Source organism: Rhizobium sp. GCM10022189 (assembly GCF_042656325.1).
GTDB lineage: Bacteria > Pseudomonadota > Alphaproteobacteria > Rhizobiales > Rhizobiaceae > Rhizobium.
Genome location: NZ_JBHSOR010000057.1, coordinates 332,050 through 355,930, shown reverse-complemented (window position 1 = coordinate 355,930; position 23,881 = coordinate 332,050). Strand labels below are relative to the sequence as shown.

At 64.3% G+C, this 23,881-nt stretch carries 21 protein-coding genes; 9 read left to right on the top strand and 12 right to left on the bottom strand.

What is annotated here, in order from left to right:
- Positions 1 to 733: cytochrome c-type biogenesis CcmF C-terminal domain-containing protein (locus ACFPWW_RS29015; RefSeq protein ID WP_377314622.1), on the top strand; the 733-nt coding region annotated here is incomplete at its 5' end.
- On the top strand, positions 730 to 1,212 hold the full coding sequence (locus ACFPWW_RS29010) for a cytochrome c-type biogenesis protein (protein ID WP_377314620.1): 483 nt from the start codon (positions 730 to 732) through the stop codon (positions 1,210 to 1,212). The genes ACFPWW_RS29015 and ACFPWW_RS29010, both read left to right, overlap by 4 nt.
- Positions 1,213 to 1,250: 38 nt before the next feature.
- Here the strand turns inward: ACFPWW_RS29010 and ACFPWW_RS29005 are convergent, their stop codons facing one another.
- The 4 genes from ACFPWW_RS29005 to ACFPWW_RS28990 form a co-directional block, all read right to left on the bottom strand.
- Positions 1,251 to 1,640, bottom strand: a complete 390-nt coding sequence (locus ACFPWW_RS29005; RefSeq protein ID WP_112573467.1) for a DoxX family protein — start codon at positions 1,638 to 1,640, stop codon at positions 1,251 to 1,253.
- A complete protein-coding gene (locus tag ACFPWW_RS29000) occupies positions 1,637 to 2,053 on the bottom strand; it encodes a VOC family protein (RefSeq protein ID WP_112573465.1) in 417 nt (138 codons plus the stop codon). Before ACFPWW_RS29000 ends, ACFPWW_RS29005 begins: the two co-directional genes overlap by 4 nt.
- 5 nt (positions 2,054 to 2,058) lie before the next feature.
- Positions 2,059 to 2,535 (bottom strand): SRPBCC family protein, encoded by a 477-nt coding sequence (locus tag ACFPWW_RS28995; protein WP_112706324.1) that lies wholly within the window; start codon positions 2,533 to 2,535, stop codon positions 2,059 to 2,061.
- Between the two features lie 96 nt (positions 2,536 to 2,631).
- Positions 2,632 to 2,979 (bottom strand): ArsR/SmtB family transcription factor, encoded by a 348-nt coding sequence (locus tag ACFPWW_RS28990; RefSeq protein WP_112706325.1) that lies wholly within the window; start codon positions 2,977 to 2,979, stop codon positions 2,632 to 2,634.
- 242 nt (positions 2,980 to 3,221) lie between these two features.
- On the opposite strand from ACFPWW_RS28990, the gene ACFPWW_RS28985 reads away from it, so the two are divergent.
- From ACFPWW_RS28985 to ACFPWW_RS28970, 4 genes are all read left to right on the top strand, one after another.
- Positions 3,222 to 4,781, top strand: coding sequence for a Do family serine endopeptidase (locus ACFPWW_RS28985; RefSeq protein WP_112573459.1), 1,560 nt, complete (start codon positions 3,222 to 3,224; stop codon positions 4,779 to 4,781).
- 97 nt (positions 4,782 to 4,878) lie between these two features.
- On the top strand, positions 4,879 to 5,625 hold the full coding sequence (locus tag ACFPWW_RS28980; RefSeq protein ID WP_112573457.1) for a response regulator transcription factor: 747 nt from the start codon (positions 4,879 to 4,881) through the stop codon (positions 5,623 to 5,625).
- The gene (locus tag ACFPWW_RS28975; RefSeq protein ID WP_113412480.1) at positions 5,622 to 7,028 is read left to right on the top strand and encodes a HAMP domain-containing sensor histidine kinase; all 1,407 of its coding nucleotides are present in this window, start codon (positions 5,622 to 5,624) and stop codon (positions 7,026 to 7,028) included. Before ACFPWW_RS28980 ends, ACFPWW_RS28975 begins: the two co-directional genes overlap by 4 nt.
- Positions 7,029 to 7,109: 81 nt before the next feature.
- A complete protein-coding gene (locus ACFPWW_RS28970; protein ID WP_377314615.1) occupies positions 7,110 to 10,067 on the top strand; it encodes a bifunctional [glutamine synthetase] adenylyltransferase/[glutamine synthetase]-adenylyl-L-tyrosine phosphorylase in 2,958 nt (985 codons plus the stop codon).
- A 70-nt stretch (positions 10,068 to 10,137) separates the two neighbouring features.
- Here ACFPWW_RS28970 and ACFPWW_RS28965 read toward each other — a convergent pair whose 3' ends face one another.
- From ACFPWW_RS28965 to ACFPWW_RS28955, 3 genes are all read right to left on the bottom strand, one after another.
- Positions 10,138 to 12,453: a PAS domain-containing sensor histidine kinase gene (locus tag ACFPWW_RS28965; protein WP_377314613.1), complete on the bottom strand. Its 2,316-nt coding sequence runs from the start codon at positions 12,451 to 12,453 to the stop codon at positions 10,138 to 10,140.
- Between the two features lie 204 nt (positions 12,454 to 12,657).
- Positions 12,658 to 15,306 carry an aminopeptidase N gene (gene pepN, locus ACFPWW_RS28960; protein ID WP_377314611.1) on the bottom strand — a complete coding sequence of 883 codons (2,649 nt, stop codon included), beginning with the start codon at positions 15,304 to 15,306 and terminating at the stop codon, positions 12,658 to 12,660.
- Positions 15,307 to 15,490: 184 nt separating this feature from the next.
- Entirely contained in the window at positions 15,491 to 16,597 is a 1,107-nt protein-coding gene (locus ACFPWW_RS28955; RefSeq protein WP_377314609.1) for a methyl-accepting chemotaxis protein, read from the bottom strand.
- A 449-nt stretch (positions 16,598 to 17,046) separates the two neighbouring features.
- On the opposite strand from ACFPWW_RS28955, the gene ACFPWW_RS28950 reads away from it, so the two are divergent.
- Positions 17,047 to 17,985: a DMT family transporter gene (locus ACFPWW_RS28950; RefSeq protein WP_112573444.1), complete on the top strand. Its 939-nt coding sequence runs from the start codon at positions 17,047 to 17,049 to the stop codon at positions 17,983 to 17,985.
- 248 nt (positions 17,986 to 18,233) lie between these two features.
- Positions 18,234 to 19,106 (top strand): hypothetical protein, encoded by an 873-nt coding sequence (locus ACFPWW_RS28945; protein ID WP_112754274.1) that lies wholly within the window; start codon positions 18,234 to 18,236, stop codon positions 19,104 to 19,106.
- On the opposite strand, the gene ACFPWW_RS28940 is transcribed toward ACFPWW_RS28945, so the two are convergent.
- From ACFPWW_RS28940 to ACFPWW_RS28920, 5 genes are all read right to left on the bottom strand, one after another.
- Positions 19,107 to 19,247 carry a hypothetical protein gene (locus ACFPWW_RS28940; RefSeq protein ID WP_377314606.1) on the bottom strand — a complete coding sequence of 47 codons (141 nt, stop codon included), beginning with the start codon at positions 19,245 to 19,247 and terminating at the stop codon, positions 19,107 to 19,109.
- 67 nt (positions 19,248 to 19,314) lie between these two features.
- On the bottom strand, positions 19,315 to 19,506 hold the full coding sequence (locus ACFPWW_RS28935; RefSeq protein ID WP_112573440.1) for a hypothetical protein: 192 nt from the start codon (positions 19,504 to 19,506) through the stop codon (positions 19,315 to 19,317).
- Positions 19,507 to 19,640: 134 nt separating this feature from the next.
- Complete coding sequence (locus ACFPWW_RS28930; protein ID WP_377314604.1) at positions 19,641 to 20,534, bottom strand: uracil-DNA glycosylase; 894 nt, start codon at positions 20,532 to 20,534, stop codon at positions 19,641 to 19,643.
- Between the two features lie 70 nt (positions 20,535 to 20,604).
- Complete coding sequence (locus ACFPWW_RS28925; protein WP_377314602.1) at positions 20,605 to 21,900, bottom strand: Hsp70 family protein; 1,296 nt, start codon at positions 21,898 to 21,900, stop codon at positions 20,605 to 20,607.
- Between the two features lie 155 nt (positions 21,901 to 22,055).
- Positions 22,056 to 22,946 (bottom strand): LysR substrate-binding domain-containing protein, encoded by an 891-nt coding sequence (locus ACFPWW_RS28920; RefSeq protein WP_377314600.1) that lies wholly within the window; start codon positions 22,944 to 22,946, stop codon positions 22,056 to 22,058.
- 104 nt (positions 22,947 to 23,050) lie between these two features.
- Here ACFPWW_RS28920 and blaOXA point away from each other — a divergent pair, with 104 nt between their 5' ends.
- Positions 23,051 to 23,875, top strand: a complete 825-nt coding sequence (gene blaOXA, locus ACFPWW_RS28915) for a class D beta-lactamase (protein WP_377314598.1) — start codon at positions 23,051 to 23,053, stop codon at positions 23,873 to 23,875.
- The last annotated feature ends 6 nt before the right edge of the window (positions 23,876 to 23,881 follow it).

The window sequence follows — 23,881 nt, the reverse complement described above, 5'->3', positions numbered from 1 at the left end:
CCTGCAGCGGCTCTATGTCGTGGCCGCTCTCGCCTTTGCCGCCGCGCTCGTCTTCTTCTATCTCGAACATGGCGGCCCGGTCATGGCCGTGCTCGGCCTTGCCGCCGGCCTGTTCCTGATCCTGGGTGCCGTTGCCGATCTCTGGTACCGCGCCGGCATCGGCAAGGTGAAGGCCGATATCGCCTGGCGGCGGCTCTCCGGCCTGCCGCGCTCGGCCTTCGGCACGGCGCTTGCCCATGCCGGGCTCGGCATCACCGTGCTTGGCATCGTCACTGTCACCACGTTTGCGACCGAGCATGTGATCGAGATGAAGCCCGGCCAGTCGGCGGAGGCCGGCGGCTACGGCATCGTCTTCGACGGCATGCAGCCGGCGACCGGCCCGAACTATACGGAAGACCGCGGCCATTTCTCGATCCGCCGCGGCGGCGCGCAAGTCGCCGATACCTGGTCGGCCAAGCGGCTCTATACCGCAAGGCAGATGCCGACGACGGAAGCCGGCATCCTGACCTTCGGCCTCAGCCAGCTCTATGTCTCGCTCGGCGACGCCACCCATGACGGCGGCATCGTCGTGCGCATCTGGTGGAAGCCGTTCATCCTGTGCATCTGGGGCGGAGCGCTGGTCATGGCCCTCGGCGGCTTCGTCTCGCTCAGCGACCGGCGCCTGCGGGTCGGCGCCCCGAGCCGGAAGGCGAAGATGAGGGCCGCAGCACCGACAATGGAGCCGGCGGAATGAGGCGCTTCCTCCAAATGTCGCGCCGTCTCTCCCGGCTCCTCATCATCCTGTTCGTCCTTTTCGCCCCAATGTCCGCCTTCGCCGTCAACCCGGACGAGGTGCTTGCCGACCCGGCCCTTGAAGCCCGGGCACGGGCGCTGTCGGCGGAGCTGCGCTGCATGGTCTGCCAGAACCAGTCGATCGACGATTCCAATGCCGATCTCGCGAGAGACCTGCGCCTTCTCGTGCGCGAGCGCATCACCGACGGCGATACGGACGAGGAGGTGCTGGACTATATCGTCTCGCGCTACGGCGAGTTCGTGCTCCTGAAGCCGCGCGTCAGCCTGCGCACGCTGCTGCTCTGGGGCGCGCCCGTGCTGCTGATCCTTGCCGGCGGCGTCTCCCTCATCGTCTTTGCCCGAAAGAGAGCCGGCAAGCCGACCGGCAGCAAGCTCACCGACGAAGAGCAGGCACGGCTTGCCGAGCTTCTGGAGAAATAGAAACCGTTCCGCCGCATTCACGGCGGAACGGCCGATGCTCAGGCCTTGCGATAGGGAAACAGCGCCCGGACTGCCGGATCGCGCAGCCACAGCCCGCCCCACATGAACAGCCCGAGATAGATGCTGAACAATATATGGCTGAAGAGCGGGCTTCCCGCCCGGATCTGCGTTGCCATCGCCCCGCCGAGCAGCCCCATCATCAGCACCGCGCCGAAAACGCTCGTCTGCGGGATGAGGTAGAGCACGAGGCAGGCAAGCTCGATCAGGCCGATCATCAGCACATAGCCGTTCGGCCAGCCGAGCGCGGTCATCGTTTCCTCGGCGACCGGCAGGCCAAGCAGCTTGGGGGCGATCGACGCGCCGAGCATGAAGAGCGCGAAAAGCCCGGTCAGGACTCGGCCGGTCCAGATCATGGCGCCGCCCGTCATGGCTGGCCCGCCGGGATCGTGTTGACCATCCAGGGCGTGCCGAAACGGTCGGTGAACATGCCGAAACCCGGCGACCAGAAGGTGGCGTTGAAGGGCATCGTCACCTTGCCGCCTTCCGACAGCGCCTCGAAGACGCGTTTCGTTTCCGCCGCATCCTGGCTGTGATAGGTGGCGCTGAAGCCGCCCATGTCCTCCTGGTATCCGGGAGGCGCGTCGCAGCCCATCAGCGACTGGTCGCCGACATCGAGCCAGGCATGCATGATCTTGTCCTTGAAGGACGGATCGATCGGCATGTCGCCGGGCGCCTCGGCGAATGTGTGCATGCCCGTCAGCTTGCCGCCGAGCACCTTGGCGTAGAATTCGAAAGCCTGCCGGCATTCGCCCTTGAAAACGAGATTCGTCACCAGTTTCATGATCCTCACTCCCTTTGTTGTGCCTGACGTGCAATCCAGCTTTCCAGCCTGCCGAACGTGCTCTCCCAGCCGTATCTGTGCCCGGCAAGGCTCTCCTCGGATTTCAGCTCCGCATGGGTGAAATCCATCCGCGTGCGCCCGTCGGCCAGTTCCTCGAAGAGAACGGTCACGAGGGTTACGACCGGTTCGCCATCCTCGTGCGATCCCTCCCACTGGAAGGTGAAGGAAAGGCGCGCGGGCTCCTCGATCTCCCTGTAGACGCCGCTCTGCCACAGCAGCCGGCCGTCCTCGGCATTCTTCAGGCAGGCGCGATAGGCGCCGCCGACACGCAGGTCCTGCACGACGCTGACCGCCGGCCATTCCACCGGGCCGAGCCAGGCGACGACCATCTCCGGCCGCGTCCAGGCCGCCCATAGAAGCGCGCGCGGCGCATCGAAAATCCGTTGCATATGCAATGTGGGGCGCGACAGCTGATCGGCCATGTTTCTCCCCCTGTCCGGTTGAATTTGCGTGGTCGGTCTCTTCCGGCATCGGATGTTCCGAAAACCGCGTCACGCTTTCCGGTCCGATGCTGACGCTCAGTTGCGCGGGCCGCTGTCGTCGGCCCTCTGGATGTTCTGCAGATAGCCGTCCAGCCGGTCGAAGCTCGATTCCCAGAAGCGCCGGTATTGCTCCAGCCAGTCGGCAATGCTCTTCATCGCCAGCGGTTCGAGCCTCGCCGGCCGCCACTGGGCTTCCTTGCCCCGGCTGATGAGGCCGGCCTTTTCCAGCACCTTCAGATGTTTCGAAACGGCCGGAAGGCTCATTTCGAAAGGGGCGGCCAGCTCGTTGACCGAGGCCTCGCCTTCGGCCAGCCGCGCGATGATCGCCCGGCGCGTGGGGTCTGCAAGGGCAGCAAGGGCGGCGCTCAGCCTGTCGGTTTCCATGGTCGGCCTCGTATGTAACTCGATGGTTAAATACAGGCTGTAAACCCGTCTGTCAACCGATCGGTTAAATAAGGCGCGGCCTGCCGGCCTCGCCCATGTGGCGAGTGCTCAAAGATTATTCGCACATTACGAATTTTTCATGGGCTGGACAGTTCGCAGTAAGGTGCGGCGTCCTATATCTCGGTCATCACTGATCCGGCACCGCCGGAACGAAGGTCTGAACAAGAAGAGAAGGTGCTCTTATGCTGAAAAATTTCCGCGGACGTCCGTCCCTCAAAACGGTGCTTCAGGCATCCACCGTTGCCGGTCTGGCAGCCGCCGTACTCGCAACCGGCATCCCTGTCGAGATCTCCCGTTCTTACGCCGAAGCCGTCAATGTCCAGTCCCCCTCGGTTCCGAGCTTCGCCAATGTCGTCGACGCCGTTTCCCCGGCCGTCGTTTCCGTGCGCGTCGAAAGCCGCGTCAAGCCGGCCTCCGACGATGGCGACGGTTTCTCCTTCGATTTCAACGGCCGCGGCTTTGACGACCTGCCGGATGCGCTGAAACCCTTCTTCCGCCAGTTCGGCGAACAGGGCCACCAGGGCCAGAACCAGCAGCGCCGCTTCGGCCAGCCGGGCGGTCCCGGCCGCCTGCGTCCGGTCGCCCAGGGCTCGGGCTTCTTCATCACCGAGGACGGCTATATCGTCACCAACAACCACGTCGTGTCCGACGGTTCGGCCTTCGTGGCCGTGCTGAACGACGGCACCGAGCTTGACGCCAAGCTGATCGGCAAGGACCCGCGCACCGATCTTGCCGTCCTGAAGGTCGACGGCAAGGGCCGCAAGTTCACCTATGTCAACTGGGCCGACGACAACAAGGTCCGCGTCGGCGACTGGGTTGTCGCCGTCGGCAACCCCTTCGGCCTCGGCGGCACGGTCACGGCCGGCATCGTCTCGGCCCGCGGCCGCGATATCGGCTCCGGCCCCTATGACGATTACCTGCAGGTCGACGCAGCCGTGAACCGCGGCAACTCGGGCGGCCCGACCTTCAACCTCAACGGCCAGGTCGTCGGCATCAACACCGCGATCTTCTCGCCGTCGGGCGGCAGCGTCGGCATCGCCTTCGCGATCCCTGCTTCCACCGCCAAGGATGTCGTGGCCGACCTGATGAAGGACGGTACGGTTTCGCGCGGTTATCTCGGCGTGCAGATCCAGCCCGTCACCAAGGATATCGCCGATTCGCTCGGCCTCTCCGAAGCCAATGGCGCGCTCGTCGTCTCCGCCCAGGATGGCACGCCCGGCCAGAAGGCCGGCATGAAGGCCGGTGACGTCGTTACCGCCGTCAACGGCGAGCCGGTCAAGGATGCCCGCGACCTCAGCCGCCGCATCGGCGCCATGGCGCCGGGCAGCAAGGTCGAGCTTTCCGTATGGCGCTCCGGCAAGGCCCAGTCCGTGACCGTCGAACTCGGCACGCTGCCGGCCGACCAGCAGGCTTCCGCCGGCGACGACGGCGACCAGCAGGATCAGGCCCAGCCGCCGGCTTCCGAAAAGGCGCTGGCCGATCTCGGCCTGACGGTCGGCCCGGCTGAAGACGGCAAGGGCCTTGCCATCACCGCCATCGATCCGAATTCGGATGCCGCCGACAAGGGCATCAAGGAAGGCGAGACGATCACCTCGGTCAACAACCAGGAAGTCTCCAGCGCCGACGATGTCGTGCGCGTCATCAACCAGGCCAAGAAGGACGGCCGCACCCGCGCGCTGTTCCAGATCCAGTCCAAGGACGGCAGCCGCTTCGTCGCCCTGCCGATCAACGGCCAGGGCTGAGCCTTCGCCTGAAAAAAGGCAGGAGCCGCGCGGGCAGGACCCGCGCGGCTCAATTCCGCAAGCCTGCTGAATTCTTCACCTTCGAAGGACGCCTGCAATGACCTCCGCACACCAGGAAGACGCTTTGAGCCTTGCCGAAACGCAGCCGGCGGGTAATGTCGGCCGCATGAAGATTCTCATCATCGAAGACGATCTGGAAGCGGCGGTCTATCTCACGAAAGCCTTTCGCGAGGCGGGCATCGTCGCCGACCATGCGAGCGACGGCGAAAGCGGTCTCTTCATGGGCTCGGAAAATACCTATGACGTCATCGTCATCGACCGCATGCTGCCGCGCCGCGACGGTCTTTCCGTCATCAGCGAGCTGCGCCGCAAGGCCATCCACACGCCCGTCCTCATCCTTTCCGCCCTCGGCCAGGTCGACGACCGCGTGACGGGCCTGCGCGCCGGCGGCGACGATTACCTGCCCAAGCCCTATGCCTTCAGCGAGCTGCTCGCCCGCGTCGAAGTGCTCGGCCGCCGCAAGGGCACGCCGGACCAGGACGTGATCTACCGCGTCGGCGATCTCGAACTCGACCGCCTCTCGCACGAGGTGCGCCGCGGCGGCAAGGAAATCCCGCTGCAGCCGCGCGAATTCCGCCTGCTGGAATATCTGATGAAGAATGCCGGCCAGGTCGTCACCCGCACCATGCTGCTGGAAAACGTCTGGGATTACCATTTCGATCCGCAGACCAATGTCATCGACGTGCATGTCTCGCGCCTGCGCTCCAAGATCGAGAAGGACTTCAGTCAGCCGCTGCTGAAGACGATCCGCGGCGCGGGTTACATGATCAAGGATGAGGGATGAGCCGTTTCTGGGTTCTCTTCAAATCCACCGCAGTCCGCCTTTCGGCCCTCTATATCCTGCTTTTCGCCATCTGCGCCGCCACGCTCGTCTTCTACGTGACGGCGATGTCCGAACGGCTGCTCTCCGGCCAGATCCGCGATGCCGTCGCCCAGGAAGTCACGCAGGTCCAGCGCGCCTACGATGCCGGCGGCATGAACCTGCTGCTGCGCACGATGGAACGCCGCGCCCGCCAGCCGGGCGCCAATCTCTATCTCATCGCCGGCCCTTCGGGCGATATCCTTGCCGGCAACGTCGCCTCCGTGCAGCCCGGCGTTTTCGAGGAGCAGGGCTGGACCTCGGTGCCCTTCATGTATCAGCGCTACACCGATAGCGGCGTCGTGCGGCATATGGCGATCGCCAACATCTTCGTCCTCGACAACGGCCTGCGGGTGCTGATCGGCCGCGACCTCGGCGAGCCCGAGCGTTTCCGCGTGCTGGTGCGCCAGGCGCTCATGATCGCGCTCGCCATCATGGGCCTCGGCGCCATCATCATCTGGTTCGGCATCGGCCGCAACGCGCTGAAACGCATCGATCGCATGTCGGATGCCGGCAAGAAGATCATGGCCGGCGATCTCTCGCAGCGCCTGCCGGTCGGCGGCTCGGGCGACGAGTTCGACCGTCTTTCCGTCTCGCTGAACAACATGCTGGAACGCATCGAAAAGCTGAACGAAGGTTTGCGCCAGGTCTCCGACAATATCGCCCACGACCTGAAGACGCCGCTGACGCGCCTGCGCAACAAGGCCGCCGATGCGCTCGATATCGAGGACGGCGAGGTGCGGCGCAGCGCGCTGGAAGGCATCATTTCCGAATCCGACCAGCTGATCCGCACCTTCAACGCGCTGCTGATGATCTCGCGCGTGGAAGCCGGTTCCGTCGCCGCCGAAATGTCGCCGATCGAACTGTCGGCCATCGTCGCCGACAGCGCCGAACTCTACGAGCCCGTCGCCGACGAGGCCGGCATGGCGCTGACTTCGGAGATCGAGCCCGGCATCGAGATCCAGGGCAATCGCGAGTTGATCGGCCAGGCGATCTTCAACCTGCTCGACAATGCCATCAAATATTCCGCCGATGCCGAAGGGGCGGGCTCCGTCTCGGTCAGGCTCGCCCGCCGCCCCGACGGCATCTGCCTTTCCGTCGCCGATCACGGCCCCGGCGTGCCGGCCGACCGGCGCGAGGACGTGCTGAAGCGTTTCGTGCGCCTGGACGAAAGCCGCTCGAAGCCGGGCACCGGCCTCGGCCTCTCGCTGGTGGAAGCGATCATGGAACTGCATGGCGGCACGCTGGAGCTTTCCGACACCGAGCCCGGCCATGCCGAACGCCCCGGCCTCACCGTCAGCATGGTATTCCCTGCACGGGCGGCCTGATTTTCCTGATGATTTTCATATTGGCGCTTTTGCCTTGAGGCCCTAGTTTACTGTCGCAATGCGGCATGGCAGGGAGAGCAGATGCTGACCAGATCGAAGCACGGCCTGAAGGATGTTGCGGAAGGGCTTCTGCGCCCGCTGAACCAGACGGAACTGAAATCGGCGCTCGCCGACCTGCAGGATATCGGCAGGAGCGAGCCCGCCGTCGCCGGCATGCTGAAGGCCGAAGGGCCGCTTCGCGATTTCGTCGCCGCGGTCCTCACACTCTCTCCCTACCTGCGCGAAATCGCCAGTCTCGATCCGGCCATCCTGGCGTCGGCTATCAGCGATCCGCTGGAGCCGCAGATCGAGGCGCTGATTGCCGAGGCGCGCGACTGCTGGAAACCGGACAGCGACGGAAACGTGCCGGGCGAAAGCCAGGTGATGAGCAGGCTGCGCATCGTCAAGCGCCGGGTGGCCTTCCTGGTCGCCCTTGCCGATCTCGCCCGCATCTTCGACGGCCGCGCGACGACCGCCTGGCTGAGCGCGCTTGCCGAGGCGTCGGTCAAGGCCGCCATCGACCACCTGCTGCTTGCGACGCATGAGAGCGGCAAGCTGAAACTGAAGAATGCCGCCGCCCCCAGCGAAGGTTCCGGCCTGATCGTGCTCGGCATGGGCAAGCTCGGCGCCTGCGAGCTCAACTATTCCTCTGATATCGACCTCGTCGTCTTCTTCGACGAGGAGGCCGGCATCGTGCCCGATCCCGACGACGCGATCGAGATATTCCCGCGCATGATGCGGCGGCTGGTGCGTATCCTGCAGGAGCGCACGGCCGACGGTTACGTCTTCCGCACCGATCTCCGGCTGCGGCCGGACCCCGGCTCGACGCCGCTCGCCATCCCCGTCGATGCCGCCATGATCTATTACGAGGGCAGGGGGCAGAACTGGGAACGGGCGGCCTTCATCAAGGCCCGTCCCGTCGCCGGCGATCTCGCCGCCGGCGAACAGTTCCTGCGCGGCCTCGTTCCCTTCGTCTTCCGCAAATATCTCGATTACGCGGCCATTGCCGACATTCATTCCATCAAGCGGCAGATCCACGCCCACAAGGGCCACGGCGCCATCGCCGTCAAGGGCCATAACGTCAAGCTCGGGCGCGGCGGCATCCGCGAGATCGAATTCTTCGTGCAGACCCAGCAGCTGATTGCCGGCGGGCGCATGCCGGCGCTGCGCTCGCGCGTCACCGAGGAGACGCTGACCGAGCTTGCCAAGGCCAAATGGATCGACGCTGAAACCCGCGACGAGCTGACCGAGGCCTACTGGTTCCTGCGCGATGTCGAGCACCGCATCCAGATGGTGCGCGACGAACAGACCCATCTCCTGCCGGAGACCGACCTGGAACTGAAGCGCATTGCCTTCCTGTCGGGTTTTACCGATACGCCGAGTTTTTCCGAGCGGCTGGTCGAGGTTCTGCGCAAGGTCGAGCGGCACTATGCCGATCTCTTCGAGCAGGAAACCAAGCTTTCCGTCGGCTCGGGCAATCTCGTCTTCACCGGCCAGGGCGACGATCCCGATACGCTGGAGACGCTGAAGAAACTCGGCTTCGAGCGGCCCTCGGATATTTCCCGCATCATCCGCACCTGGCATTACGGCCGCTACCGCGCCACCCAGTCGGTCGAGGCGCGCGAACGGCTGACCGAGCTGATACCGGAGCTTCTGCGCGTCTTCGGCGAGAGCAAGCGGGCCGACGAGGCGCTGCTGCGCTTCGACAGTTTCCTCTCCGGCCTGCCGTCCGGCATCCAGCTCTTCTCGCTGCTCGGCAGCAATCCGGCGCTGCTCTCGCTCATCGTCAACATCATGTCCTCGGCGCCGAAGCTTGCCGAAGTGATCGCCGCCCGCCCGCATGTCTTCGACGGCATGCTCGACCCCGGCCTGATGGCCGAGCTGCCGACCCGCGCCTATCTCGGCGAGCGGCTGAAAGCCTCGCTGCTGCAGGCCAGGCATTATGAGGAGCTGCTGGACCGGCTGCGCATCTTCGCCGCCGAACAGCGCTTCCTGATCGGCATCCGCCTGCTGACCGGCGCCATCAACGGCGACATGGCCGCGCGCGCCTTCACCCATCTTGCCGATCTCATCATCGAAGCCGCCCTCGACGCGGTTCTGACCGAGATCCGCGCGGCCCACGGTAACTATCCCGGCGGGCGCATCGCCATTGCCGGCATGGGCAAGCTCGGCAGTTTCGAACTGACGGCAGGCTCGGATATCGACCTCATCCTGCTCTACGACTACGACGACGCATCGGCCGAATCCGACGGCGCCAGGCCGCTCGATGCGACGCGTTATTTCACCCGCATCACCCAGCGCCTGATCGCCGCCTTCTCCGCCCCCACCGCCGAGGGCATACTCTACGACGTCGACATGCGCCTGCGTCCCTCCGGCAACAAGGGACCGGTCGCCACCCGCATCAACGCCTTCGGCAAATACCAGCGCGAGGAGGCCTGGACCTGGGAGCATATGGCGCTCTCCCGCGCCCGGCTGGTCTGCGGTGACAAAAGCCTGATCGGCGAGGCCGAAAACATCATTGCCGACGTGCTCTCGAAGAAGCGCGATATCGCCAAGGTGGCCCATGACGTCGCCGAAATGCGCGAGCTGATCGAGAAGGAAAAGGCGCCCGACAACGGCTGGGACCTGAAGCTCATTGCCGGCGGCGTCATCGATATCGAGTTCATCGCCCAGTATCTCGCGCTGATCGCGCCGGCAAAGGGCGTCGACAGCGGCGTCAACGGCCTTGCCACGGGCGCAGCCCTGAAAGCGCTCGGCGACAGGCTGATGAGCCCTGCCGACCTCGATACCTGCCTGGAGGCTTTCACGCTCTATACGGAGCTTTCGCAGCTCATCCGCCTGTGCATCGACGGCCTCTTCGATCCGAAGGACGCGCCGGCCGGCCTGACCGAACTCGTCTGCCGCGCGGGGGACTGCCCGGATATCAAGACCCTGGAGGGCGAGGTGAAGCGGCTGTCCAAAGCCGTCCGCAAGGTCTTCCAGACGGTGGTGAAGGCATAGAGCAATTCCAGCAAAAGTGTGAAGCGGTTTTGCGTCCGGAATTGCGTCGGAACAAAAGATGTTGCCTGCCTCAGCCGTGGTCGGGAATCCGCAGCGAGATCACGGTGCCCACGCTCTCGCGCGAGCGGATCTTCATGCTGCCGCCGTGCAGGGCCGTCAGCGAGCGGGAAATGGCAAGGCCGAGGCCGGAGCCGCCCTTGCTCTTGGCATATTGGCTCTGCACCTGCTCGAAGGGCTGGCCGATCTTGGTCAGCGCCCCGCGCGGGATGCCGATGCCGGTATCGGCGATCGTCACCGTCACGCCGTCGGCGACGCGGCGGGTGCGCACGGCGATGCGCCCGCCTTCGTTCGTGAATTTCACGGCATTGGACAGCAGGTTCAGGAGCACCTGTTTCATGGCGCGGCGGTCGGCCATCAGCGTCATGCCCGAGGAGATGCGCTGCTCGATCACGATGTTCTTCTCGGCCGCCGGAATGGCGGTGAACCGCAGGCTCTCCTCGATCAGCGGCGCAAGGTCGATGCGCTCGCGCGACAGCGGCATGTGGCCCGCCTCGATCTTCGACATGTCGAGAATGTCGTTGATGACGTTCAAGAGATGCTTGCCGCTGTCGTGGATGTCGCGCGCATATTCGTTGTATTTGGCCGAGCCGAGCGGGCCGAACATCTGGTTCAGCAGGATTTCCGAGAATCCGAGAATGGCGTTGAGCGGCGTGCGCAGCTCGTGCGACATGTTGGCCAGGAATTCCGATTTCGCCTTGTTGGCGGCTTCGGCGCGTTCCTTCTCCAAGAGATAGTTGGAATTGGCGGTCGACAGCTCCGCCTTCTGCGTTTCCAGCGTCTGGCGCGAGGCGGAGAGATCGTTGATCGTCGCCATCAGGCGACGCTCGGATTCGCGCAACCGCTCCTGATGCCGCTTCAAAGGCGTGATGTCTGTGCCGACGGAGACGCGGCCGCCGTCGCGGGTGCGCCGCTCGTTGATCTGCAGCCAGCGCTCGTCGGCAAGCTGCACTTCGGTCGTGCGCGAATAGCCGGAGCCGTCGGCATCGGCGATGCGCCGCTCGATGACCGGTCGGGCCGCGGCCGCATGCACGACCGAGCGTTCGGTGCCGGGCACCAGCACGCTGTCGGGCAGCCCGTAGGCCTGCTGGAAATGGGCGTTGCACATGACCAGCCGGTCGTTCTTGTCCCACAGCACGAAGGCTTCGGACGTGCATTCGATGGCGTCGGCCAGACGCTGGTCGGCTTCCGCGTAGCGCTGGGCGAGCCGATGCTGCTCGGTCACGTCCATGGCGATGCCGATCATGTGCACGCGGCCGGAATGGCTGCGGATCACCTGGGCGCGGGCGCGCATCCAGACATAGTGGCCGGCCGCGTGGCGCATGCGGAAGATCTGGTCGACCTGCCCGGAATCGCCCTTGGCGATGGCGCGGGCGATCTCGTGCAGCCCGTTGTCTTCCGGATGCATCAGGCGGGCCGCGTCGGCAAAGCTCATCGTCTTGTCGGAACCGGCAAGGCCGAGCATGTCGTACATCGAGCGCGACCAGAAGAATTCGCGGCTGTGGAAATCGAAATCCCAGAGGCCGCAGCGCCCGCGCGACAGCGCCGTCTCGACCCTGAGATTGGATTCCAGGAAGATGTCGTCGGCATCGCGCGCCCGCTTCACCTGCATGTAATAGGCATAGAGGATGACGAGCAGGATCGAGGAAATGCCGGCAAACAGCGTGACGTTGAGCGTCAGCTCCTCGCGCCACAGGCGGTTGATCTCGTTGAGCGAGGTGGCCGAAACGATATAGCCGCCGGCCGTGCCCATCAGCGAGATTTCGGCATAGTGCAGCTCGCCGCCGATGCTCGTTTCGATCACGTCCGTGCGGTCGCCGAAGCGGCGGATCGCCGAGATTTCCGGGAAGAGGGCAGAGACGTCGGCGCCGACATAGGCCGCACCCGCCGCCGTCGCCGCAAACACCTTGCCGCTCGCCTGCACCAGGAGCACGAAGGCGCCGTTTTCCAGCCGGTCCTGCGGCAGGAATTTCGCAAGCCGCGCCTGCGCTTCCGCCGCATTGCCGCCGTCGAAGAGATCGCTCGCATCGGCAAAGACGGCGGCAGCCGTCGCCGCCGAAAGCGCCGTCGCATGGCGGGCCGAGGCTTCCATGCGGCCATATTCGCTGACCATGCCGAAGAAATGCGAGGCCGCCACGACGGCAAGGAAGGCGACGATGAGAACCGGGATCGTCCGCTTCAAGAGAAGCTCTGCCTTGGGCAGATGGCGCAGCAAGGGCTCGGGCGCCTTCGCAGCCTGACCGGACAGGCTGTCGCGCCAGGCTTTGAGCCCGCCAAAATCGACACGCAGCCGCCCTTCGGCCGCGGTTGCCCGCCGCACGTCCATCATGCCTGAACCTTGTCCCTCGTGTGATTCGCGCGCCGCTCGCTCGAATTACACGTATGGAATCATGCGTGATTCGCCTTGTCCAGAGCTGATGGTAAAAATTTGTTAACCATTTGTGATTGCTGGTTTTTCAAAGGGATTCGCCGGCGCCGCCCCCGGCCGTCCCGCAGTCTGGGAACAGCCGGGCGGCAAATCACCGGCGGCAAATCACCCCTTGAGCGTGCGCTCGACGATGTCGCGAACGTCGGTCGAAAGGTTGGCCGCCCGCTCGATTTCGACAAGGGCCGAGCGTGCGTGGTCGGCACGCACCGATTCCAGCGCGCGCCAGGAACGCATCGAGGTCAGCAGGCGCGCGGCAAGCTGCGGGTTGCGCTGGTCGATGTCGAGGATCTGGCTGGCGAGGAAGCGGTAGCCTTCGCCGTCGGCGCGGCCGAAGCCGGTCGGGTTGCCGAAGGCGAAAGTGCCGATCAGCGAGCGCACCCGGTTCGGGTTGGTGTGTTTGAACAGCGGGTTTTCCATCAGCGCCTTGACGCGGTCGAGCGCGCCGGCTCCCGGAATGCCGGCCTGGATGGCGAACCACTTGTCGACGACGAGCGCGTTTTCGGCGAACCGGCCGCGGAAGGTTTCGAGTGCCGCCTTCGCTTCCGCGCTGTCGGGGAATCGATGGGCGAGGATCGTCAGCGCATGGCTGAGATCGGTCATGTTGTTGGCGCCGTCGAAGGCGGCCTTGGCGCGCGCCGGCGTGCCCTCGGCATGGGAAAGGTAGGTCAGCGCCGCGTTGCGCAGCGCCCGGCGGCCGGCGCTCTTCGCATCCGGGCTGAAGTCGCCCGGTGTGACCATTGCGTCGTAGAGCGCGGCGAAGGTCTTCTTGCCGGCCTCGGCAATCTGCCTGGTGATCGCCTGGCGGCCGGCATGGACGGCGTCGGGATCGATATTGCTGCCGAGTTCGCGGGCAATGTCGGATTCGCTCGGCAAGGCCAGCGCCTGGGCGCGGAAGGCCGGTTCGAGGCTTTCGTCGGCGGCGGCCGCGACCAGCGTATCGACGAAGGTCTGCTCGCAGGCGATGGCGCCGCCCTCGCGGGCGTCGCGCGCCGCTTTCAGCAGGTTCGGCAGCGCCAGATCGGTCAGCGCCTGCCAGCGGGCGAAATGGTCCGTCTCGTGGCGGGCAAGCAGCGCCAGGTCGGCCGGGCTCTGGTCGAAATGCAGGTTGATCGGTGCCGAGAAGCTGCGGTTGATCGACACGACCGGGCGCGAGGCGATGCCGTGGAAGACGGCCGTCTGCGTGCGCGCCGTCAGGTGCAGCACCTCGCCGGCATATTCGGCGCCGTCGACGGAGGCGGGCTCGATCTTCGCCCCGTCCTCGGCAAAGAGCGCGAGGCTGAGCGGAATATGCATCGGTTCCTTGTTCGGCTGGCCGGGCGTGGCGGGGATCATCTGTTCCAGCGACAGGCTGAAGGTCTTGGCCGCTGCGTCATAGCTGCCGGAGGCGGTGACGAGCGGCGTGCCGGCCTGATGGTACCAGAGCGAGAACTGGGTGAGGTCGCGCCCGCTCGCATCCTCGAAGCACTTGACGAAATCCTCGATCGTGACGGCCTGCCCGTCATGGCGGTCGAAATAGAGGTCCATGCCCTTCTTGAAGGTCTCGCGCCCGAGCAGGGTCGCGATCATGCGCGTGACTTCGCTGCCCTTCTCGTAGACCGTGGTCGTGTAGAAATTGTTGATCTCGCGATATTTGGTCGGGCGCACCGGATGGGCGAGCGGGCCGCCGTCTTCCGGGAACTGCTCGGATTTCAGGTGGCGCACTTCGGCAATGCGCTTGACCGGGCGCGAGCGCTGGTCGGAGGAGAATTCGTGGTCGCGATAGACCGTCAGCCCTTCCTTGAGGCAGAGCTGGAACCAGTCGCGGCAGGTGATGCGGTTGCCGGTCCAGTTGTGGAAATATTCATGCGCGATGATCGCCTCGATATTGGCGTAGTCGGCATCGGTCGCCGTTTCGGGATCGGCAAGCACGTATTTGTCGTTGAAGATGTTGAGGCCCTTGTTCTCCATGGCCCCCATGTTGAAATCGGAGACGGCGACGATCATGAAGATGTCGAGATCGTATTCGCGCCCGAACACCTCCTCGTCCCACTTCATCGAGCGTTTCAGCGCGTCCATCGCATAGGCCGCGCGCGGCTCCTTGCCGTGCTCGACATAGATTTTCAGCGTGACCTCGCGGCCGGACATGGTGGTGAACGTGTCTTCGACGACGCCGAGATCGCCGGCCACCAGCGCGAAGAGATAGCTCGGCTTCGGATGCGGGTCGAACCAGGCGGCGAAATGCTTGCCGGGGCCGTAGCCCGCGCCGCCGAGGAAATTGCCGTTCGACAGAAGCAGCGGGTTGGCGTCCTTGTCGGCGATGATGTTGACCGTAAAGGGCGCCAGCACGTCCGGCCGGTCGGGGAAATAGGTGATGCGGCGGAAGCCTTCGGCCTCGCACTGCGTGCAATAGATGCCGCCGGTGCGGTAAAGGCCCATCAGCTGCGTATTGGCCTCGGGGTTGATGAGCGTGGTGACGGTGATTTCGAAGGGCGCGGTTTCCGGCAGGTCGCGGATCGTGAGGCTTTCGGCCGTCGCCGTATAGCGTTCCGGCGCCATTTCGGTCTGGTCGAAGAGAAGGCCGGAAAGGGTGAGTTCGTCGCCGTCGAGGACGAGCGGGGCGGCTGTGTCGGCGCCTTCGCGGCGGTGGAAGATCAACCGGGCTTCCACCTTCGTTTCCGTCGGGTCCAGTTCAAAGGTCAGGTCGACGCGTTCCAGCACAAAATCGGTTGGGCGGTAATCTGCCAGATTGATGACCTGGCCGGTATCTGTTCGCATGTTGCCTGAAGACCTTTATTAGACAATGGCCGAATACAGAGGCGGGCGCGCTCTGCTGAAATCTGGCCGCCATAATTACATTAAAGTCTGAACTAAAGTTAAAGCAAATTGGCCGCGAACGCGAAGTTCACAGCCAATTTATTGTCGCCCTATTGCCGGCGCCGCAGCGCAGGCGGGAAGATTGCTATTTGAGATTGAGGGCGTTCTTGATCGCAGCATCGCTTTCGGTCTGCTGCACCACGACGCCGTACCAGCCGAGCCCGTCATAATCCTCGTAGCCGAGCGTGCGGGCGAAAGCGACGATCGAGCCGCTATTGTCGTAATAGCTGCCCTTGGCCTGGCCGGCGGGATTGGCAAGCGCGAAATGGGTAAAGAGCATGGCCGGATTGGTGCAGGCGATCACCCGGCTTGCGCCGTCGAGCAGCATGACGGTGGTCTTTTCCGCCAGCTGCGGCGGCAGGTTCGCCTCCTTCTCGACGATCGCCTGGCCCTGGTTCTGCCAGTCGAAATAGACGCCGAGCGTGCCGATGAGCTTGCCGTCCACCTTGCCGCCCTGGCGGATGCCGGTCGCATAGACCAGCGCGTGGCGCTGGTCGTGCAGAAGGCTGGGTTTGACTTCGTCGACAATATAGTCGTCGCCGGAAGCGCAGCCGGCCGCGGCCCGGAACCAGGGATCGCCGGCCAGCGAGGCGCCGGAAATCTTGCGCTGGAAATTCGGGTTGGCCGATGCGATCACCCGGCCGGAAAGATCGGTCATGACGAGATCGAGATAGACCGTGTAGAAGCGGTTGATGACGCCGAGCCGTTCGGCCGCAAAGGCGATCCGGTCCTTCTCCGGCTCCTGCAGCGCCTGCCACAGCGCCGCATCCGTCGCCCACCAGCGCACGTCGGCGGTGCGTTCGAACAGGTTGCGCACGATGAGCTGCACCAGCGTCTGGGCAAGATCGGTCAGCCGCACGCCCTCCATCTCGGTGACGAGCGAATCGGCCATCGCGCGGCTGAGGCCGATGCGGCCGAGCACGTTGCTTTCGAACTTGCTGGTAATGTCGGTGGCGATCTGGGCCAGCCGCTGCACCTCGTTGGCGACGACGGCAAAGCCCTTGCCGGTTTCGCCGGCGCGGGCCGCCTCGATCAGCGCGTTGATGGCAAGCAGCTTGATCTGCTTGACGATGCTGGTGTTGTCGGTGCTGAACCGCTCCAGGTCCGTGCTGATGCCGTCGGTCACGACCCGCATCGAGCGGGGCGTTGCGTTCTGCGATTGGGTAATGATCTCTGCGCTGAGCGGCTTCATCAATAAGATCCTGAAATAATCTGACGCGACGGACTGCGGAACGGATGCGATTCTTTTGTATGATTAATTAACTCGGAACGATGCGTCGGCATGGTTTGCAACCGGTTAACGCGATGGGTCCGAATGCGAACATTTTCGGGGGAATGAGCGTAAAACGCGAAGTTTTTTTATCGGAACACGCGGTTGCACAGAAAAGCGGCAGATTAAAACGGGAAAAATACTTGCGGCCCACAGCATCGGCGCGAAAATCGCGGCCGTTTTTCGCAAAGCCCGCGGCACGGATTCCATGAGCCGGGGCGTCCCTTGTCTGTGCGGGCGGGCACATGGCCCCCGGCGCGCGCAGATTTTTTCCCGCCGGCGCATTTCTTCGGTTACGATAAAAACATCGCCCGCTGCGTTCGAGTCGAACGCGTCTCCCCGCTCGTCATGCCCGCATAAGAGCCTGGATCATGGAATCGGTTCTCAGAAACCCGATGAGAGGCATTGCGCTGAAAGTCTCGTCGGTCGTGGTCTTCCTGGCCATGCAGACCTTCATCAAGCTGGCCGGATCGGATATCCCGCCGGGGCAGGTGACGTTCTGCCGCTCCTTCTTCGCACTGTTTCCGATCATGGCCTATCTCGGCTACCGCCAGCAGCTGCGCTCCGCCTTCTATACCGCCAATCCGGTCGGCCATCTGAAGCGCGGCACGCTCGGCATCGTCTCGATGGGGCTCGGCTTCTACGGGCTTCTGCACCTGCCGCTGCCGGAGGCGATCGCGCTCGGTTACGCCACCCCGCTCGTCGCCGTCATCTTCGCCGCGGTCTTCCTCGGCGAGACGGTGCGCGTCTACCGCTGGAGCGCCGTCTGTTTCGGCATTATCGGCGTTGCCATCATCTCCTGGCCGAAGCTGACCCTGTTCCGCGAAGGCGGCATGGCGGCCGAACAGGCGGTCGGCGCGCTCTGCGTGCTGCTCTCGGCCGTGCTCGGCGGCATGGCGATGATCCAGGTGCGCCGCCTTGTCGAGGAGGAGAAGACGGCGACGATCGTGCTCTATTTCTCGATCACCGCTTCCGTCTTCTCGCTGGCGACCGTGCCCTTCGGCTGGCTGCTGCTCGACTGGTCCTCGGCGCTTTTCCTGATCGCCGCCGGTTTCTGCGGCGGCGTGGCGCAGATCCTGCTCACCGAAAGCTACCGCCACGCCGACGTGTCCACCATCGCGCCCTTCGAATACAGCTCGATCCTGCTTGGCGGCATCGTCGCCTATTATGTCTTCGACGACGTTCCCAGCAACACGATGCTTTTCGGCACCGTCATCGTCATTGCCGCCGGCATCTTCATCATCTATCGCGAGCACCAGCTCGGCCTTGAGCGTCGCGAGGCGCGAAAAGCCGGCACGCCGCAATCATAAGCCGCCGAAGCTCTGCCGCAGGTCGAATTTCTAACCGTCCTGATTGAAAAAAATCCGCCGCTCATCCCCAGAAGAAAATGGGATGGCGAAATCTTGGGATATCGCTTTTGCCAAAAATATGGTTATGAAAGTGAATTACTTTCATTTATTCAAAGCCGTGCATATTCGATAGGCCATAGATGCCGGGGGAGTTTCGGTATCGCTGCTCCGAACGCTGGCTTGCGAGCGAGGGTTGAGGAAAAAGCATTATGGCGTTCACGGCAGAACAGCTGGCCCAGAACCCGTCTTTTGTTGTGAGCATTCGTTTTCTGGCCGGGCAGATGCGCGGCATGTTCGATGCCGGCCCGCGGCTGGCGCGGCTGCTGGCCTCGCACCAGCGCTGGCTGCTGACGCAGACGGCCTATGCGCTGCATCTGGAATATGATCCCCAGGACGCGACCTCGGGTTTCACCGCGGTGCGGCTGACCGGCAAGATCACCGCCCACAAGGTCGCCAGCCGCAATACGGTGCTGGCCTTCATCGAAGAGCTCTTCACCTATCGCTTCATCGCCCACACGCCCGGCGACGAGCGCCGCCGCCCGCGCCATTTCGAGCCGGCCGAGGTCAGCCATCAGGCCATGTTCGGCTGGCTGCACGGCAATCTCGGCGCACTCGATCTCCTCGACGGCGGCAACCGGGCGGCCTACCTGCGGGAGAACCCGCTGCTCTTCCGCAGCATCCAGCCGCGCGTCGCCTACCGCTGTTTGGAGGACGACAACTGGCGCGAGCCGCCGGAGCAGGTGGCGCTGTTCCTTTGGACGGAAGCCGGCGGCCTCGTCGTCGATCATTTCATATCCCGGCTCGATCTCGAAGGCAGCGACCCGGCACGGCTGTCGGTCGGCAAGATGGAAACCCGCGCGCTGGCGGGCGATTTCATGATGTCGCGCACCCATCTCCAGCGGCTGCTCGCCAAGGCCGCCCAGCGCGGCTGCGTCGGCTGGTACGACGAGCCGAAGAAGTCGCAGCTGTGGCTGTCGCGCAATTTCCTGGATGAATATGTCGGCTGGCAGGCGGTCAAGTTCGCCTATGTCGACGAAGCCTTCGAATGGGCAAAGGCGCGGTTCGAAAGTTCGGGCGGCTGATTAGAGGGGGATGGCTGAGGCCGCGCTCCCGTCCGCAGCATCGCAAAGCTCGCGGCGATAGTCGCGCGCAGCACAGACGGCGGCGCGGATATGCTCGAAAGCCTCGATGTTGCACAGAAGGGAAATCAGCAGGGTGGACATCGCTCGATACGCCTGAAAATGCCGAAAGGCAGGCGAACCGCCTGCCGGGACCGTCACTCCGGAATCGTCAATATTCCTGGAAATCGGCAAAGATCGCCGCCGGGCGCGCCGTGCGGCTGCTGATGCCGGTACCGCGGGCGATCATCTGTTCGTTCGTGGCAAAGCCGAATCGGCTGTAGCCCTGGGTGGTGCGAACCTGATCGCTTGCTTGGCGCAGGGTTTCAAATCCGCAATGGATAGGACGAAAACGCTTGCTCATGGCCTTGGTTCCTGTTCATTCCTCCCAAGACACGCCTTCTATATTGCAGTGCAGCATCGATTCTTCAATGCACCCTTGCAGGATGCAGCCATGCGTATGGTGCATGGGAAAATTCATAATATTTTCAAACTTGGCTAATTTGTAAGCAGAGACATGTCTCTAAGTCTAGCCTGGAAGGCCAGCAGGTCGTTCCAGGCGAGCCGCTTGTTTATGGGCGCGGTTAACAGGTCCTGCGGGTGCAGGCTGGCGATGGCCGGAATGACCTGTTCTGCGACAGCGATTTCCTTCCAGCGGCCGCGAAGCCCGTGAATCGTGTCGTTTTCGCCGAAGAAGAAGCGGGCCGTGTAATTGCCGAGCAGCAGGATGGCGCGCGGTTCGGCAAGCGCGATCTGCCGCTCGATGAAGGGGCGGCAGATTTCCGTCTCGGCGGCGGACGGCATGCGGTTGCCAGGCGGGCGCCAGGGAATGATCTGCGTCAGGAGAATGGCTGAGCGCTGCAGGCCGATTGCGGCCAGCATCTTGTCCAGCAGTTGCCCCTGCCGTCCGGCAAAGGCGATCCCCTCGCGCTCGTCGTCGGCGCTGGGCGCCGGGCCGATCACCATGATGCCGCTTGCCGGGTCGCCGCTGGCGAAGATGGTCGAGCGGACGCTGTGTTTCAGGTTGCAGCCGTTGAAGGCTTCGAGCGCCGTCCTGAGTTCGGCAAGCGAGCGGGCGCTTTCCGCCGCAAAGCGCGCCTGCTGCACCGCCTCGCCGTCGGGAATCGCCGGCTGCGGGCGCAAGGCGGGCGCGGCGGCTGCCGGCTGCTGCGCCGCCGCTGGGCGGGGAGGCGTCCCTCTGTCCGGCTGTGCCTGTCTCTCCGGCTGCGGCTGGGCGGCCGGCGCCGCCGCGCGGCGCGCCGCCTTCATCGCCTCGAATTCGGCGAACCGGTCGACCGCCTCGTCCTCCAGCAGCCATTCCACGCCCGCTTCCGCATGGAAATGCAGAAGGGCGGCAAGTTCGGCCGGGTTGAGGTCGCTGGCGGAGATCATGGGCGGACTTTAGCGGAGCGAACAGGGCAATGAAAGGGCGGGCAGGGGCGGGCCTGCGCCCTTTCGGCCACTATTGCACAGTCCACTGGCCGATATCGTCGCGTTCGCCGATCAGCGCCAGGCCGTGCGCGATGGAGAGCAGTTCGCCGCCGCTCTCGATCTTGCCCGCGTCGAACCGCTCGGTGAAGATGCGCCGCACCGCCGGCACGAAGGACGTGCCGCCGGTCAGGAACACCTTGTCGATGCCGGACGCCTCGGTACCGGTCTTTTCCAGCACCTCGTCGAGCGCCCCTTCGATGCGCGCGAGATCGTCCACGATCCAGCTTTCGAAATCGCTGCGCCGGATCGTGCGGTGGCCGCCGCGGCCGAGCGGGGCGAAATCGAATGAGGCCTCTTCGGCCGAAGAAAGCGCCATCTTCGTCGCCGAGACCGCCTGATAGAGCGGATAGCCCTCGTCATGGTCGATGAGATCGACGAAGATTTCCAGCTTCTCCGGCTCCAGCGCCGTGCGCACCAGCTTCTTCAGGTCCTCGAATTCTCGCGATGTCTTGAAGATCGACAGCTGGTTCCAGCGGCTGAAGCTCGCGTAATAGTTCGACGGCACCTCAAGGATCTTGTCGAAACTCTTGAAATGGCTGCCCTTGCCGATCTGCGGCGCGACGATATTGTCGATCATGCGCGCGTCGAAATGGTCGCCGGCGACACCGACGCCCGAATGGCCGATCGGCGTTGCCGTCAGCTTGCCGGCCCTGGTCTCGAAGCGGATCAGCGAATAGTCGGTCGTGCCGCCGCCGAAGTCGGCGACAAGCACCGTCGCGTCGGACTTCAGGTTCTGCGCGAAGTAGAAAGCGGCCGCAACCGGCTCGTAGACATAGTGAATTTCCGGAAAGCCGAAGCGCGTCAGCGCCTCGTTGTAGCGCTGCACGGCGAGGCCCGCGTCCGGGTTGGCGCCGGCAAAATGCACCGGCCGGCCGGCAATGATGCGGGTCACGTCGCCGGGCCAGTTGTCGCCGGCATAGTGGCGCAGGCGCCGGATGAAGATTTCCATCAGGTCTTCGAAGCTCTGCCGCTTGCCGAAGATGATCGTGCCCTGGAAGAGCGCACTGGCCGCAAAGGTCTTGATCGACTGCAGGAAACGACAGTCGCCGGGATTGTCGATGAACTGCCGGATCGCCGCGTGCCCGGCCTCCACCTTCAGCGCCGAGGCGCCGAGCTGCGCGTCCTTCATGAAGGAGAGCGCGGTGCGCATGCTGTCGGCCGTACCCGCGCTGCTGGTCAGCGAAATGGAATGGGTCTGCGTGCCGCCGTCTGCCAGCGCCAGAACAGTATTGGTCGTGCCGAAGTCAAGCCCGAGCGCCCGTGCCATGGCCGTGCTCCCTGTCAGATATGTCGAATATCACTGAACCGGGGTGGCTGCCCCGAAATACGAAAGGGCGCCTTGTCGCGCCCCGATCATTTTGTGAGAGGCGGGTGATGGCACAGGCGCGGGCGGAAAGCAACCCGTGCGGATCAGTTTGCCGATCAGTTCGCGAGCTGCGCCCGCGTCTCTTCCGCCATCCGGCCGATCCACTTGCGGAATGTCTCCATCGCCGGCGTGACGGAGCGGGATTTGAGCCGCGTCAGCCAGTAGCTGCCCTTGGAAATCCGGATCGGGAAGGGCTGTTCCAGCTGGCCGGCGGCAAGCTGGTGGGAAAACATCAAGGGCGGGGCGAGCGCCACGCCCGCCCCCTGCAGTGCCGCCTCGATCATCAGCACGGAGGAATCGAAGACCATGCCGCGGATCGGCGGGCAGGCGACGCCCGCCGCCTCGAACCAGCCGGGCCACTCGTCGGCGCGGTAGGAGCGCAGCAGCGTCTGATGCGCCACATCCTCGGGGGAGGCGAGCTGGCGGGCGGTCGAGGGGATGCAGAGCACCGAAAGCGGCGCTTCGAACAGCGGCTCGGCCTCGATGTCGTGCCAGGCGCCGTTGCCGAATTTGATCGTATAGTCGAGCCCTTCGGCGGCGATGTCGACGCGGTTGTTGTTGGTCGAAAGCCTGAGATCGATGAAGGGATATTGCTCGCGGAAATCGGCCAGCCGCGGCACCAGCCAGCCGACGGCAAGCGTGCCGACCGCGCCGAGCTTCAGCACTTCGCGAATATGGCCGCCCTCGAACCGCTCCAGCATGCCGGCCATGCGATCGAAGGAATCCTGCAGCGCCGGCAGGAGCGCCAGCCCCTCTTCGGTAATCATCAGCCCGCGCGGCAGGCGGCGAAACAGGCTGACGCCGAGCCGCTGTTCGAGCAGCTTCACCTGATGGCTGACGGCCGCCTGCGTGACGCAGAGTTCGATTGCCGCCCGCGTGAAGGAGAGATGGCGCGCGGCGGCCTCGAAGGCGCGCAGCGAATTCAGCGGCAAATATGGTCGAACCATGGCTATGGCCTAATCTGATTTATGCCTGACCGCAAATATCATCGTTTGATCGGGCCTTCCAGGACGGCCTAGAAAGCTCTCGTCGAACCATATGGAGAACGAAAGTGGCTTTCGAAAGACTTCTTCTTCTGGCATTTTCCATAAGCATTACAGCAATTTCCATCGGGGTAACGCCGGCGCGCGCCGCCGGTCCGATCCGCTGCACCCTGATTGCCGACGAGAAGACCGGCGAGACGATCTACCGGCAGGGCAATTGCGATCAGGGCTTCTATCCGCAATCCACCTTCAAATTGCCTTTGGCCATGATGGGTTATGACGCCGGTATTCTCGTCGACGAGCACACGCCGCTCTGGCCCTACGATCCGAAGCTCAAGCGGTCCAAACGCGAGCAGCAGGATACCGACCCGACCATCTGGGAGCGGGATTCGATCGTCTGGTTCTCGCAGGTGCTGGCCCGCAAGCTCGGCAAGCGCGCCTTTGCCGATTACGTCAGGCGTTTCGGCTACGGCAACCAGGACGTTTCGGGCGGGCCTGGCAAGACGGACGGGCTGACCGAATCCTGGCTGATGTCGTCCTTGAAGATCTCGGCGGAGGACCAGGTGCGCTTCATCCGCCGGTTCCGCACCGGCAACCTGCCGATCTCGGCGCGCGCCCGGCAGATGACCGAGGCGATTATCCCGCATTTTAAGGCAGCGGACGGCTGGGATATCCAGGGCAAGACCGGCTCCGGCTGGCTGCGCAACGCCGCCGGCAAGGCCAATTACGAGCGCCCGCTCGGCTGGTTCGTCGGCTGGGCGACGAAGGGCGAGCGCCGCCTCGTCTTCGCAAGGCTCTATATCGCCGACCACCGCTACGACGACAATCCGATCAGCTTCGAGACGCGCGATACGCTGATCGCCGATCTGCCGGCTCTCGCAGCCGGCCGCTGAACGAAA

Bases quoted from the DNA above. Each gene is read 5' to 3' on its own strand.
- ACFPWW_RS29010 (WP_377314620.1), top strand. From the start codon at position 730: ATGAGGCGCTTCCTCCAAATGTCGCGCCGTCTCTCCCGGCTCCTCATC.
- ACFPWW_RS29005 (WP_112573467.1), bottom strand. From the start codon at position 1,640: ATGACGGGCGGCGCCATGATCTGGACCGGCCGAGTCCTGACCGGGCTT.
- ACFPWW_RS29000 (WP_112573465.1), bottom strand. From the start codon at position 2,053: ATGAAACTGGTGACGAATCTCGTTTTCAAGGGCGAATGCCGGCAGGCT.
- ACFPWW_RS28995 (WP_112706324.1), bottom strand. From the start codon at position 2,535: ATGGCCGATCAGCTGTCGCGCCCCACATTGCATATGCAACGGATTTTC.
- ACFPWW_RS28990 (WP_112706325.1), bottom strand. From the start codon at position 2,979: ATGGAAACCGACAGGCTGAGCGCCGCCCTTGCTGCCCTTGCAGACCCC.
- ACFPWW_RS28985 (WP_112573459.1), top strand. From the start codon at position 3,222: ATGCTGAAAAATTTCCGCGGACGTCCGTCCCTCAAAACGGTGCTTCAG.
- ACFPWW_RS28980 (WP_112573457.1), top strand. From the start codon at position 4,879: ATGACCTCCGCACACCAGGAAGACGCTTTGAGCCTTGCCGAAACGCAG.
- ACFPWW_RS28975 (WP_113412480.1), top strand. From the start codon at position 5,622: ATGAGCCGTTTCTGGGTTCTCTTCAAATCCACCGCAGTCCGCCTTTCG.
- ACFPWW_RS28970 (WP_377314615.1), top strand. From the start codon at position 7,110: ATGCTGACCAGATCGAAGCACGGCCTGAAGGATGTTGCGGAAGGGCTT.
- ACFPWW_RS28965 (WP_377314613.1), bottom strand. From the start codon at position 12,453: ATGATGGACGTGCGGCGGGCAACCGCGGCCGAAGGGCGGCTGCGTGTC.
- pepN (WP_377314611.1), bottom strand. From the start codon at position 15,306: ATGCGAACAGATACCGGCCAGGTCATCAATCTGGCAGATTACCGCCCA.
- ACFPWW_RS28955 (WP_377314609.1), bottom strand. From the start codon at position 16,597: ATGAAGCCGCTCAGCGCAGAGATCATTACCCAATCGCAGAACGCAACG.
- ACFPWW_RS28950 (WP_112573444.1), top strand. From the start codon at position 17,047: ATGGAATCGGTTCTCAGAAACCCGATGAGAGGCATTGCGCTGAAAGTC.
- ACFPWW_RS28945 (WP_112754274.1), top strand. From the start codon at position 18,234: ATGGCGTTCACGGCAGAACAGCTGGCCCAGAACCCGTCTTTTGTTGTG.
- ACFPWW_RS28940 (WP_377314606.1), bottom strand. From the start codon at position 19,247: ATGTCCACCCTGCTGATTTCCCTTCTGTGCAACATCGAGGCTTTCGAG.
- ACFPWW_RS28935 (WP_112573440.1), bottom strand. From the start codon at position 19,506: ATGAGCAAGCGTTTTCGTCCTATCCATTGCGGATTTGAAACCCTGCGC.
- ACFPWW_RS28930 (WP_377314604.1), bottom strand. From the start codon at position 20,534: ATGATCTCCGCCAGCGACCTCAACCCGGCCGAACTTGCCGCCCTTCTG.
- ACFPWW_RS28925 (WP_377314602.1), bottom strand. From the start codon at position 21,900: ATGGCACGGGCGCTCGGGCTTGACTTCGGCACGACCAATACTGTTCTG.
- ACFPWW_RS28920 (WP_377314600.1), bottom strand. From the start codon at position 22,946: ATGGTTCGACCATATTTGCCGCTGAATTCGCTGCGCGCCTTCGAGGCC.